The organism is Eudoraea algarum (assembly GCF_050589645.1).
Classification (GTDB): Bacteria; Bacteroidota; Bacteroidia; order Flavobacteriales; family Flavobacteriaceae; genus JBNGOQ01.
In genome coordinates this window covers 306,930-319,878 of sequence record NZ_JBNGOQ010000003.1, presented here as the reverse complement: position 1 = coordinate 319,878, position 12,949 = coordinate 306,930, and the positions used below count along the sequence as shown (strand labels likewise).

At 47.0% G+C, this 12,949-nt stretch carries 10 protein-coding genes; 7 read left to right on the top strand and 3 right to left on the bottom strand.

The genetic code is table 11. The features are described from left to right. Nucleotides 1–33: 33 nt before the first annotated feature. Both ACRD67_RS12105 and ACRD67_RS12100 read right to left on the bottom strand, forming a co-directional pair. Nucleotides 34–1,458 (bottom strand): T9SS type B sorting domain-containing protein, encoded by a 1,425-nt coding sequence (locus ACRD67_RS12105; protein WP_430967414.1) that lies wholly within the window; start codon nt 1,456–1,458, stop codon nt 34–36. A 118-nt stretch (nt 1,459–1,576) separates the two neighbouring features. After that, nucleotides 1,577–3,379 (bottom strand): T9SS type B sorting domain-containing protein, encoded by a 1,803-nt coding sequence (locus ACRD67_RS12100; RefSeq protein ID WP_430967413.1) that lies wholly within the window; start codon nt 3,377–3,379, stop codon nt 1,577–1,579. A gap of 280 nt (nt 3,380–3,659) precedes the next feature. On the opposite strand from ACRD67_RS12100, the gene folE reads away from it, so the two are divergent. From folE to ACRD67_RS12065, 7 genes are all read left to right on the top strand, one after another. After that, a complete protein-coding gene (gene folE / locus ACRD67_RS12095) occupies nt 3,660–4,340 on the top strand; it encodes a GTP cyclohydrolase I FolE (protein ID WP_430967412.1) in 681 nt (226 codons plus the stop codon). A gap of 14 nt (nt 4,341–4,354) precedes the next feature. Beyond that, a complete protein-coding gene (gene cysS / locus ACRD67_RS12090) occupies nt 4,355–5,836 on the top strand; it encodes a cysteine--tRNA ligase (RefSeq protein WP_430967411.1) in 1,482 nt (493 codons plus the stop codon). 65 nt (nt 5,837–5,901) lie between these two features. Beyond that, entirely contained in the window at nt 5,902–6,123 is a 222-nt protein-coding gene (gene yidD, locus ACRD67_RS12085) for a membrane protein insertion efficiency factor YidD (RefSeq protein WP_430967410.1), read from the top strand. 113 nt (nt 6,124–6,236) lie between these two features. Next, on the top strand, nt 6,237–7,205 hold the full coding sequence (lgt, locus tag ACRD67_RS12080) for a prolipoprotein diacylglyceryl transferase (RefSeq protein WP_430967409.1): 969 nt from the start codon (nt 6,237–6,239) through the stop codon (nt 7,203–7,205). Next, the gene (locus ACRD67_RS12075) at nt 7,202–7,687 is read left to right on the top strand and encodes a DUF192 domain-containing protein (RefSeq protein WP_430967408.1); all 486 of its coding nucleotides are present in this window, start codon (nt 7,202–7,204) and stop codon (nt 7,685–7,687) included. Before lgt ends, ACRD67_RS12075 begins: the two co-directional genes overlap by 4 nt. A gap of 14 nt (nt 7,688–7,701) precedes the next feature. Further along, the gene (locus tag ACRD67_RS12070) at nt 7,702–8,223 is read left to right on the top strand and encodes a GNAT family N-acetyltransferase (protein WP_430967407.1); all 522 of its coding nucleotides are present in this window, start codon (nt 7,702–7,704) and stop codon (nt 8,221–8,223) included. A 34-nt stretch (nt 8,224–8,257) separates the two neighbouring features. Further along, nucleotides 8,258–9,502 (top strand): ABC transporter ATP-binding protein, encoded by a 1,245-nt coding sequence (locus ACRD67_RS12065; RefSeq protein ID WP_430967406.1) that lies wholly within the window; start codon nt 8,258–8,260, stop codon nt 9,500–9,502. Nucleotides 9,503–9,872: 370 nt separating this feature from the next. Here ACRD67_RS12065 and secDF read toward each other — a convergent pair whose 3' ends face one another. Next, nucleotides 9,873–12,830 (bottom strand): protein translocase subunit SecDF, encoded by a 2,958-nt coding sequence (gene secDF / locus ACRD67_RS12060; RefSeq protein ID WP_430967405.1) that lies wholly within the window; start codon nt 12,828–12,830, stop codon nt 9,873–9,875. Between the last annotated feature and the right edge of the window lie 119 nt (nt 12,831–12,949).

Below are 12,949 nucleotides of genomic sequence, written 5' to 3'. Positions count from 1 at the left end.
AAAAAGGCCCTGTACAGGGTCTTTTTTTGTTATCTATCGTACTAGGGAGAAGTGGGCCCGTTTGGTCGTGGCCACGATGATGCCATCCTGATCCTCGGAAAACTCTACCCTGAACCAATAATCCGAAGAAGGAAGATCACGGCCATTAAAGGTGCCGTCCCACCCTATGGTGGTAGCATCCAGTTGTTTTAGTAGTTTTCCGTATCGATCAAAAATGAAAACTACCGGATCGGTAAGCGTTTCAATACCAAGGATATTCCAGGCATCGTGAATACCATCGCCATTTGGTGTAAAGAACTTGGGATAGCCTACCACCAGGAAAGGAATAGCCTCCGTTGTACCACAGCCATTTTTATCGTTGATGATTACGGTATTTTCCCCAGGCGGTATATCAAGGAAAACAGGGTCGTCCTGGAATTCGCCCCCATTAATGGCATATTCGTAGTCGCCGTCACCATCCACAACAATTTCCACATTGTTGTTGCTGATATCATCATCATCTACATTTCTATCCAGTATGGTGACCTCCTGCAATACTGGTATCCCGTAGAAGGTTATCAATACATCATCGGTCAGTATTACGCCAAAGATATCCTCAATGGTCACAAAATAGCGCCCGGAATTGGGGCTGGCTACGGCCAGTTCGGCACCAAAGGGACCCGTGCCCGTAAGGGTCTGGTCAATAGTGCCGTCATCATCAAAATCTACCGACCAATCTACCCGAACAATGTCTGCACCGGCAGGGGAGCGCAGTGCGCTCAAAATAACATCGGGATCTCCTTCGCAGGCAATAATATCCAATCCCAAAAACTCATCCCGAAAGACACAATCCAAGGCTGTATTCTGATTGGCGTTTACCGAAGAACCGGTAAAGGTCAATGAAAAGGGCTCGGGGTCACCGTTAAAATTCGTATTAAAGTTGTTGATCAGCAGGTAGTAAATCTCTCCCTGCACTACATCCAACCATTCGTCATAGGTGTTTTGACTTCCCACCAAAAAGGGTGCCCCTTCCTGTCCATTTTCAGGATTGACTCCAATACCGGTAAAGGAGGTGTCATTTACTTCATAATTACACCGTATGGGTATCGCCGTACCATCGCCGATTTCCGCACAGGCAGAGGTAGGGCCGTAAGGACCGTAAAGCGCAAAATCCCATTCTGCCGTAAGCGAAAGGGCCTCGATATCAAAACCCAACTGCCCATCGGTTCCTGCTCGAAACACATACCAGGCCGTATTATTTTCAATGTTGGCAGAACTTATGCTTCCTTTTTCAAGACAACCGCTTTGCCTGACAAGGTTGGGATCAAAATCCTCAATGTCACCAAAACCATTGGTTTCTGAAATAATAGGTGCGTCGGCACAAACAGGGATGGCCGTTCTGCAATCCGGAGAGTTTTGCGCACTTACTGCGTAGGAGAACAGCAATAGGCAAAACATAGCACAGATACGTGTTTGCATAGAGTGATGGGGCTAATGTTATTCAAATAATCATAATAATAACTCCCCAGCCCTGGATTTAGTATATTTTCAACCCAGATTTTGTACAGTTTATCGATGAACGGACCACCGACCGTCTTTACCGTCGTAAAGAAAAGTGGTTATCCACAAATTTTGCGGTGATGTTCTGGCCTTCCAGGTTGGTATAGCTTAGTTTGAACCAATAATCGGAGGCTGGTAAACTCCTACCGTTAAAAGTGCCGTCCCAACCCAGGCTATTTTGGTCCATTTGCCTGAGCAGCTTCCCATAGCGATCGTAAATAGACACCACAGGGTTTTCCAAGGTATTGATGCCCACTATGTGCCACGCATCGTTCACCCCGTCGCCATTGGGGGTGAAAAATTTTGGAAAGCCCACCACTGTTATCGTTTCCGTATCCGTACCACATCCATTAAGATCGTTTATCGCGACCATATGCGTGCCCTCGGTCACATTGGTAAAGGTAGGATCCGTTTGGTACGGACCATTATCCAGGCGATACTCGTATGCTCCGGCTCCTGCCGGAACCACAGTGACCGTATTGTTATCCTCCAGATCGGTGATAATGACATCCATAATTTCAGGAATTTCGGAGATGACCACCTGCACAGCTCTGGTATTTTCACAGCTCAGGCCGGCCTGGTGGTTGGTGGCGGTAAGCGTATAGGTTCCCGGCTGCGAAACCGTAATACTGGCCGTAGTTTCCCCTGTATCCCACTGATAGGAAGTACTGCCATTGGGTATGGCCGGTCCAATAGTGGTCATGGTATCCCCTTCGCATAAAAATACGGCTGTCGGAAAGTCCAGCACAGGCGTTTCTACCGTGGTCAGTTCAAACTGTCGGGAAGCATCAAAGCAGTTGGGATTGGCCACGGAAGAGACACGTACGTACAAGGTTTCCGTACCAGGGTTTATGGGATATAACCTGGGCAGGCCATTGACACCGTTGGCCGCATCGACGAGAGTGCTGTGATAGCTTACCATAAAAGTGTTGGGGTCCTGTGCTCCCAAGGCCTCAGCATCCTTTTGGGAGAGGTCATAGGTTCCAGCATCCGAACAGATTTCATCATGCGTCATCGGATGGGCGGTAGGTGTAGCTGTAAATGCTACCTGCACATCGCTGATTATCGTAGTTCCACCAGAAGTGGCCACCTCTACGCGATACAAAGCGGAGGTCGTGACCTGTAGTGTTGGGTTGTGTTCTCCGGTCAGTTGCTGGAAACCGCTCCCCAAATCCTGGTACCAATTATAGGATAGCGCTCCAGTAGTGGTGGCGTCCAGTACCACGTTCGCGTTATCACAGGCAGAAAGTGGAGGGCCCAAAAGATTACTGATGATGGAGCAATCCAGTGCATCGTTGGGATTGGTAACAAATATGTTTCCCGAGAACTGAATGGAAAATCCCGAATTGTTATTGCTAAAATTGTTGACCAAGAGGTAGTAATCTTCCCCTGGGGATACCTGCAGCCAATCCTCGTAAAGCACCGTGGTGGCTCCTGTAGGGTCTACCCCTACTCCCATAAAGGCCATGCCATCGCTGTTATCAAAGAAATTGCACCGGACCGGATCTCCAAGGTTGTTACAGTCACTTGCACGATAAAGCGCAAAGTCCCAATCTTCGGAAGTATCAAAACCAATATTGAACCCCAGTTCCCCGGAAGCTGAAGTGCGGAACCGATACCAGGCCGAATTGGATTCTATGGCTCCGGAACCCGTCTGTTCCAAACATCCTGTTTGCAAGGCCCCGTTAAAGTCATCAGTACCCCATCCCTGTGTACCCCCATTTACCGGTGTGTTATTGCAAATAGGTACCGCATTGGCACAATCAGGTGCAACCTGGGCCAAGCTAGCGCGTATCCCCATTAAAAGGATAATCCATAAGACCAAACCATAATGCCTCATAAGCAGGTGTACGTTGGGTAATATAAAATTACAAGCTGTGCTACCTTAACACTAATTTATGTTGTGTAACACCCTAAACATGGTATTAAGTGCCATATTATGTATATCTTTGCTGTTCTTTTGGGCCTGATTTTCATGGAACGGAGGGTGTTGTATTTGTTGAAAGGACAGGCTCGAAAGTAGGATACAATTTGGAAGTTTGTAGCAGTGTTTATCCCGGTTGGTCGGGATTCATTATTTTTATATAATTATATCTTTTTTGATATACAAAAGTTGGCCTATGAAATTGGATAGCACCATGGAAGAGCATTTTGAAGAGATTGGGAACGGGCATGTTTCCTCCTCAGGTGAAACCCCCTTACGCAAGGATGCCTTTCTTCTAAGCGACGATGAAAAAATAGAACGCATCAAGGGCAGTGTAAAGGATATTATGCTCACCCTTGGCCTTGATTTGGAGGATGATAGCTTAAACGGCACCCCCAATAGAGTGGCCAAAATGTTTGTCAAGGAAGTATTTGGAGGGCTGCATCCGAAGCGGAAGCCTACCTCCTCCACCTTCAAGAACAAGTACAAGTACGGCGAGATGTTGGTGGAAAAAAACATCACCTTATATTCTACCTGTGAGCACCACCTGCTACCCATAGTGGGCAAGGCTCATGTAGCTTACATTTCCAACGGTACGGTAGTAGGTCTTTCCAAAATGAACCGTATAGTGGATTATTATGCCAAAAGGCCACAGGTTCAGGAACGCTTAAACATGCAAATTGTAAAAGAACTCCAGGAAGTGCTGGGCACCAAGGATGTTGCCTGCGTCATTGATGCCAAACACCTATGTGTGAATTCAAGGGGAATTCGGGACATTGAGAGCAGTACGGTGACGGCGGAGTATGGCGGCAAATTCAAGGAAGAAGCGGTACGGCGCGAATTTTTGGACTACATTAATCTAGATACCAATTTTTAATTGCCTTGCCCAAAATGCAACTGTATAAAGATCAGGCCTTAAAAGTTTACAATTCCCTTTCCGGCAAAAAAGAAGTGCTAAAACCTATAAATGAGGGTCATATAGGGATGTACGTTTGCGGTCCTACGGTCTACAGCAATGTGCATTTAGGAAACTGCCGCACCTTTATGTCCTTTGACATGATCTTTAGGTACCTAAAGCATTTGGGCTATAAAGTGCGTTATGTCCGGAACATAACCGATGCCGGCCACCTGGAGAACGATGCAGAGGACGGGGAGGATAAAATAGCCAAAAAAGCCCGACTGGAACAGTTGGAACCTATGGAAGTGGTACATCGCTATACGGTGGACTTCCATGATATTTTGAATAAGTTCAACTTTTTGCACCCTAGTATAGAGCCCACGGCGACCGGACATATCATTGAGCAAATAGAAATTATCAAGGATATTCTGGACAAAGGGTATGCCTATGAAAAAAACGGCTCCGTCTATTTTGATGTAAAAAAGTTCAACGAGGCATACGAGTACGGCAAATTGAGTGGCAGAAAACTGGAGGACATGATCGCCAATACCCGCGAACTGGCCGCCCAGGACGAAAAAAAGAACCCACAGGATTTTGCCCTATGGAAAAAGGCCGAGCCACAGCACATTATGCGCTGGCCTTCCCCTTGGGGCGACGGCTTTCCCGGGTGGCATTTAGAATGTACCGCCATGAGCACCAAATACCTGGGAGAAAGATTTGATATCCACGGAGGGGGAATGGACCTGAAATTTCCGCATCACGAATGCGAGATTGCGCAGGCCGAAGCCAGTAATGGCCATGCCCCGGTCAACTATTGGTTGCATGCCAATATGCTTACCCTAAACGGTAAAAAAATGGCCAAATCCACCGGGAACAATATCTTGCCGTTGGAAATATTTTCAGGGGAAAATAAAATTCTCAGCAAGGCCTTTGCGCCTGCAGTGGTCCGTTTTTTTATGATGCAGGCCCACTATACCAGTATTCTGGACCTCAGCAACGATGCCTTATTGGCCTCCGAAAAAGGGTACAACAAACTGATGGAAGCGATGGATGCATTGCCCCATCTGGAGACCCATGCCGTTTCCAGTTTTGATGTAGCCGCATGGAAACAGCAGTGTTATACGGCCATGAACGATGATTTTAATACGCCCACCCTCATCGCCAATCTGTTTGAGGCGGTAAAGCACATTAACCTGATCAAAGAGGGGAAGGAAACCCTTACCGCAGAGGACAAAAATCTTCTGCAAAGGACGCTGCACGATTTTGTGTTCGATGTACTGGGGCTGGAGGGGAAAAACGGTGCGGAATCTGGTACGGATAAATTGTCCGAAGTAATCACCCTATTGATAGAATTGCGCAACGAGGCCCGGGCCAACAAGGATTTTGCCACTTCCGATAAAATACGGGACCAATTGGCCGGTATGGGCATTCAGTTAAAAGATGGCAAGGAGGGCACCACCTTTAGCCTTTCATAATTAGTTGATACCGCTTGGGTCCCCTTTGGGCCACTTAGGCGCCAAGGGAAAATGTTTTGTTTAGGATGAAGAAGATACTCATAGCTCCCTTTGTACTTTTGGTAAAATTTTATCAAAACTTTATATCGCCCCTTACCCCGGCAAGTTGCAGGTATACCCCTACCTGCTCCCAATATACCCTGGAGGCCCTCAAAAAACATGGACTGTTCAAAGGCGGGTGGCTCGCTGTTAAGCGTATTTTCAGCTGTAACCCCTGGGGCGGAAAGGGATACGATCCAGTGCCCTAACACAGCTCACAGGACCCGCTGACACCCTGACCCATAAATTCACAACACAAGTGCAGAAATACGCTTTACTAACCTAGTATTTACTTATATTAGTCCCTTCAAAATAAAAACAAATGCATTTTTTAAGTTTTATCTGGAATCCCAATGAAACACTCTTCAAAATTGGGGTATTGCAAATAAAATATTACAACCTTCTCTGGATCGTTGCCTTCGCCGTGGGCTGGTACATTATGAAACGTATCTTTCTAAACGAGAAAAAATCCATGGACCAATTGGATTCCCTGTTCATTTACACCGTTCTGGCCACCATGTTGGGCGCCCGCCTGGGCCATGTTTTCTTCTACGATTGGACCTACTATAAGGATCATCTACTGGAAATACTGTTGCCCATACGCGAAAGTGCGGGCGAATCGCTCTTCGGCATTATCAACGGCTATGAATTTACCGGCTTCACCGGCTTGGCCAGCCACGGTGCCGCCATTGGCGTTATCCTGGCCATGTACCTCTATACCAAGAAATATCCGGATTTCAAGATCCTGGGCATCTTGGACCGTGTGGTCATTCCCGTGTCCATTGGGGCCTTTTGCGTGCGCCTGGGAAATTTTTTCAATTCGGAGATTGTGGGAGAAAAGGTGGATGAGTCCTTTGTCTTTGCCACCAAGTTTATACGAAATCACATCAGTCCGTCAGAGGCCCTGTCCCTGACCAAGGAAAAAACGGTAAACGCCGCCTATGATCTAATTGCGACCTCGCCGAAATTTTCCAACGCATTGGAAAGCGTCCCGTATAGGCACCCGGCGCAATTGTACGAAGGAATCGCCTATATCTTTGTCTTCTTGATCCTAAATTACCTGTATTGGAAGACCGATAAAAAGAACAAGCTGGGCTATCTTTTTGGCCTCTTTTTGGTACTGTTATGGACCATCCGCTTTTTTGTGGAGTTCGTCAAGAAAAGTCAGGGCGGGTTCGAGGAGTCCCTGGGCCTCTTATCCACGGGTCAATGGCTCAGTATTCCCTTTATTTTGATCGGGCTGTACTTTATGTTCAGGCCCAACAGGAAAACCGAAAGTACGGCCAAATGAAGTATCTAAAACTTGGTGCACCGCTATTGCTGGCTCTACTGGTCTTTTCCTGCAAGGAGGAACCCAAAAAAGTAATCAAGACCGCACCTATTGCCTTTACCAAGGAAGGGGAACTTACCGTGTACAAAGCAGAGACCGATTCGGTACGGACGCGTTTTGACATAGAGATTGCCGAGACCGACTATGAGACCCAGACCGGTCTCATGTACCGCACTTCCATGGGCGAAAAGGAAGCCATGCTTTTTATTTTTCCCGATGTGGCCATGCACTCCTTTTATATGAAGAATACCGAAATCGCCTTGGATCTTGTCTTTATTGATGAGCAGCTGCGTATCGCCAGTTTTCAACAAAACGCCCTGCCCTTGGATGAAACCGGCCTGTCTTCCAAAGTCCCCGTACAATACGTTTTGGAGATCAATGCCGGGCTTGTGGAGAAATGGCAGATGGAAATTGGGGACCGACTGGAATTTGTACGTCAGTAACAAAATTTACATCGATGGACTATCTCCTGGAAGGTGAAACCACCCAGCGCCTGTCGTTTAGAAAGCTCCTCAAGACCGATTTTGGCGAATGGCTGCCCTTTCATCAGGACAAGCGTAGTTCACAATTTTGGGAAGGCCTGCCCGAAAGTCCTGAGGAAGCTTGTACACAACAGTTTGATCGGACGTTTGAACGGTACGAAAAGGGCCTGGGCGGTATGAACGCACTGGTCCTAAAATCCAACGGAAAATTGGTCGGACTCTGTGGCCTTTTGGTGCAAGAAGTAGATCAACGACGGGAACTGGAAATTGGCTACTCCATCCTTCCCGGGTACTGGAAACAGGGCTATGCCTCGGAGGCTGCCCTTAAATGCAAAAACTTTGCCTTTGCCCGTGGTCTTGCCGATTCGCTGATCTCTATTATTCAAGTAGACAATATTCCCTCCCAGAAAGTGGCCAAGCAGCTGGGCATGCAGCTGGACACGACCACGGTATACCGAGACAATCCTGTACATATTTTTAGGGTTTATCCCCAATAATCCATATTTTTCCCAACTACATAACCGCAACGCCGTGGGGCAAAGACAACACTGGGCCATTTTTATCAATAACCGATCGGACAAGGGGTTTGCCGTTGATCTGCTCATGCGCGGAACCGACCATGATCTTTTTACCGATCTACAGGGCCAACGGGGCGCACTTTTCTCCAAACTGGAATTGAACCGATTTATGGACGAGGAGGAACGGCACGATAAAAAAATAATTACCAAAGGCGTTGCCCAGAGCCTAAAATCCATGTCCAGTGGTGAGCAAAAAAAAGCATTGCTGAAACACCTGTTGAAAACGCAGCCCGATTTTCTTATCCTGGACAATCCCTTTGACAATCTGGATACGGAGACACAGGCCGATCTGGTCAAAAGACTACAGACCATTTCTGAACATACCCCCCTAGTGCAGATCGTAAGCAGAAGCCATGACCTCTTGCCGTTTATCACCCAGTTCGTGGAGCTGGAAGGACGCTCCCTACGCCGGGTCCGTACCAGGAACCCCTTTGGCGCGGTATCTGACAAAACCAACACCTCCTTTACCGCACCCATACCACCACCATTGGTGCTTTTTTCCTTTGACGGAGAAGCGTTGATCGCCTTTAAGAACGTATCCGTTCAGTACGGGGGCAGACCTATACTCCGGGATATCAATTGGCAGATCGGGCCGGGGGAATTTTGGCAGCTCATTGGCAAGAACGGAAGTGGAAAAACCACCCTATTGTCCATGATCACCGGTGAAAATAGTAAGGGCTACGGCCAGGAGCTTTATATTTTTGGCCAGAAAAAGGGCAGTGGCGAAAGCATTTGGGACATCAAAAAGCGCATTGGTTACTTTACCCCGGCCATGACCGACAAGTTTACGGGCTACCATAGCCTGGAGCATATGCTGATCTCGGGACTGCACGACTCCGTGGGCCTTTACGTGAAGCCCAGCGAAGCCGAGTTAAGGCTTGCCAAGGAATGGTTGCAACTCATCGGCCTATGGGAACTGAAGGACACCTATTTTCATGAAATGTCCATGGGAAACCAGCGTTTGCTCATGACCGTACGGGCCATGATCAAACACCCGCTCTTGCTTATTTTGGATGAACCTACGGCCGGACTGGATGATACAAGTGCCGCACTTTTTGTGGCCTTGGTCAACAAAATAGCCAAGGAGAGCAGCACTGCAATCGTTTTTGTTTCGCACCGTAAGGAAAAAGGATTGGAACCCCAGTTTATCTACGCCCTTACCATGCACGAATCCGGTTCTATCGGGAAGATGCTGTAGTTTTGGAAATTCATCGCAGGTGTCACATCGAGCGCAGTCGAGATGTAATAAAAAAGAGGACTCCACAAGAGTTCTCGACTGCACTCGAACTGACATTTACACTTTTTTTAGCGAACCTTTCCTTTTTTAAAAAGCACCCTCACCCTTATTACTGCTTGAAAACTTGCCCGCCCTCCGTACAAGACTCTGGAAGGCCTGCCTGCCGGCAGGCAGTCGAGATGTACTTTAGGGCTGACAAACTTTAAATAGTTCTCGACTGCGCTCGAACTGACAGTTTTAGTCACATATACACTCCGCATGGAGGGTACTAACGCTACCATAAAAAAAAGCCCCGGTTCGGGGCTCTTTTCAGGTTTGCAATTGCTTTTTCTTAAGCTTCCCCAGATTTAAATTTCTTCTTTAAGGTATCGAACATGACCGGTGTGGCAATGAAGAGGGAAGAATAGGTTCCCACAATGATACCTACGATCATGGCAAACATGAATCCTCTTAGGGATTCCCCGCCAAAAATAAAGATGGCCAAGAGTACCACCAAGGTAGTAAGCGAGGTATTCAACGTACGGCTCAACGTACTGTTCAGTGCCAAGTTTACGTTCTTGCCCGACTTCCATCCTTTTTCGTTCACGATTTCCCGGATTCTATCGAACACCACCACGGTATCGTTCAGGGAGTATCCTATAACCGTAAGGATGGCCGCAATAAAGGCCTGGTCTATTTCCATATTGAAGGGCATGATCTTGCCGGTAATGGAAAAGATGCCCAATACAATAAGTACATCGTGGAAGACGGCCGCGACCGCTCCAAGAGAAAATTGCCATCTGCGGAAACGGATCAAAATATACAGGAACACCACGGCCAAGGAGCCAATGATGGCCAAAAAGGCATTTTTCTTAATATCATCCGCGATGGTAGGCCCTACCTTGATCGATTGCAAAATACCAATGGATTGTTCATTGCTGCCCACAATAAAATTATCAAAAGTGGTGCCATCGGGCAGGTACTTCTGCAAGGAGGTATATAATTTGTTCTGGATTTCGTTGTCTACCTCAATCCCTTCCACATCTACCTTGTAGGGTGTGGTAATTTTTATCTGATTGGCATCCCCATAGGTCTTTACATTGGTACCGCTTCCAAAAACGGTATTGAGTTCCGAAGCAATTTCTGATGGATTCACCACTTTTTCAAAACGAATCTGATAGGAGCGTCCACCTACAAAATCCACGCCTTGCTGTAAGCCTTGGGTAATCAGGGAAAACAGGCCAATACCAACAAGAATAAAAGAGAGGGCGTAGGCAATCTTGCGTTTGCCCAGGAAGTTGATGTTGATATTCCTAAAGAGGTTTTTGGTCAGTGCCGTAGAGAAATCCAAGGTTCTTCCCTTGCCACTAACGTACCAATCTACCAACAAGCGAGTAATAAAGATGGCCGTAAACAAGGACGTTAAAATACCGATAAGCAGGGTGGTGGCAAATCCTTTGATGGGGCCTGAACCGAACACGAAGAGAATCAAGGCTGTTAGCCCTGTGGTGATGTTCGCATCCAAAATGGAGGACAGCGCATTGCTAAAACCATCGGCGATGGCCTCGCCCTTGCCTTTCCCTTTGGCCAGCTCTTCCTTGATACGTTCAAAGATAAGCACGTTGGCATCCACGGACATCCCTATGGTCAAAACGATACCGGCAATACCTGGTAAAGTCAATACCGCATTTAAGCTTACCAGCACTCCGAAAATCAAAAGAATGTTCAGCATCAGGGCGATGTCGGCAAAAATCCCTGCCTTGCCATAATAGAAAATCATCCAGATCAAAACGATGGCCATGGCGATCATAAAGGACGTTAGACCACTGTCTATGGCCTCCTGTCCCAGGGAAGGTCCTACAATCGCAGACTGTATAATTTCTGCCGATGCCGGTAATTTACCGGCACGTAAAACATTGGCAATATCTTTGGTCTCGTTTACGGTAAAAGTTCCCGTAATCTCGGAACTTCCGCCAGAGATGCCCCCTACCTGCGAAACACCGGGAGCGGTATATACTTTATTATCCAGCACAATGGCAATACCGGTATTGTTCAAATTGGCCTCATTGGTCAATTTTTCCCATTCCTTGGCCCCTCTTACGTTCATATCCATGCCAATGGCCGGTCTGTTGAACTGATCAAACTGGGACCTGGCATCACTTACCACATCGCCACTGATCCTAGGAAGGGCATCACGGTTGGATTTTAGAGCGTAAAGATCTACCAGTTCCGCGTCCTGTGCAGGGCGTTCCCATACAAACTTGGTAAACTGTACATCGTTGGGCAGCAAGCGGACAATTTCGGGCATTCTGAGGTACTCCCCTACCTTGGCGGTATCCTTAAGGGCAAACTTATAAGTACCGTAGCCATTGGCCGGGCCCTGGATCAAATCAAAAAGCGGGTTTACTTGGGTAGCCAGATCCAAAGAATCCTGGGAAACATCGGACAAGAGCGAATCTATTTCCGATTCCGGTTTTACCGGGTCTTCTTGTGTTACCTCTACCAAGCTTTTTAGCCTGTCATTGGCGGCCACGAAGAAATTGTTAAGGCTCTGTTGGCCCCTGGGATAGGTTTCCCAAAATTCCAGCTGGGCGGTTTTAGTAACAATATCCAGCGCTCGATTAATATCCCTGGCGCCCGGTAATTCTATAAGTACTCTTCCTGAACTACCGATCCGTTGAATATTGGGTTGTGTTACCCCAAAACCATCTATACGTTCCCGTAGCACCTCAAAAGCGGATACGATGGACTCGTCTATTTTTGTTCGGATAATGGGCTTTACCTCATCATCGGTCATCTGAAAATTAATGGCATCACTAAGGCCCTTGTTGGCGAAAATATCAGGAGAGGCCAGTTTGGTATCGCCCTTTACATTGTCAAAAGCGTCAAAGAAGAGTTCCAAATAGGTGTCATCACTGTTTTTGGAGGCTACATCGGCATCGGCCAGAGCCTTGTTGAAAATCGGATTTCTGGTATTGTTGGCCAGACCCTTTAAGATGTCCTTAATTGATATTTGTAAGGTAACATTGATTCCGCCCTTGAGATCCAATCCCTTGTTCAGTTCCTTTTTCTTGGCCTCGTTGTAATCGGTAAACCCGAGGATGGTATTTTTCCCAATGGAATCCAAATAGCGTATTTCCAGGGCCTCCCGTTTCCCTACATAGTTATCTTCAGCTTCCGAAATGCTGTTTACGGCAAAAGCTTCCGCATCCTTTTCAATTTTGCTGGTAATAAAAGTATAGGAAAGTTGATAGATGCTCACAATCCCGAACAAGAAGGCAAAAAGCTTTATAAGTCCTTTATTCTGCATTAGTTATCTGTATTTATTGATGGTCTTCTTAACAGCGTGCAAATATATTATTTCCGATAGGAATTGACAATATATTTATGAGTTATTCCCAAATAAGAGGGCATCCGCTCCCGATACCG

Bases quoted from the DNA above. Each gene is read 5' to 3' on its own strand.
- ACRD67_RS12105 (WP_430967414.1), bottom strand. From the start codon at position 1,458: ATGCAAACACGTATCTGTGCTATGTTTTGCCTATTGCTGTTCTCCTAC.
- ACRD67_RS12100 (WP_430967413.1), bottom strand. From the start codon at position 3,379: ATGAGGCATTATGGTTTGGTCTTATGGATTATCCTTTTAATGGGGATA.
- folE (WP_430967412.1), top strand. From the start codon at position 3,660: ATGAAATTGGATAGCACCATGGAAGAGCATTTTGAAGAGATTGGGAAC.
- cysS (WP_430967411.1), top strand. From the start codon at position 4,355: ATGCAACTGTATAAAGATCAGGCCTTAAAAGTTTACAATTCCCTTTCC.
- yidD (WP_430967410.1), top strand. From the start codon at position 5,902: ATGAAGAAGATACTCATAGCTCCCTTTGTACTTTTGGTAAAATTTTAT.
- lgt (WP_430967409.1), top strand. From the start codon at position 6,237: ATGCATTTTTTAAGTTTTATCTGGAATCCCAATGAAACACTCTTCAAA.
- ACRD67_RS12075 (WP_430967408.1), top strand. From the start codon at position 7,202: ATGAAGTATCTAAAACTTGGTGCACCGCTATTGCTGGCTCTACTGGTC.
- ACRD67_RS12070 (WP_430967407.1), top strand. From the start codon at position 7,702: ATGGACTATCTCCTGGAAGGTGAAACCACCCAGCGCCTGTCGTTTAGA.
- secDF (WP_430967405.1), bottom strand. From the start codon at position 12,830: ATGCAGAATAAAGGACTTATAAAGCTTTTTGCCTTCTTGTTCGGGATT.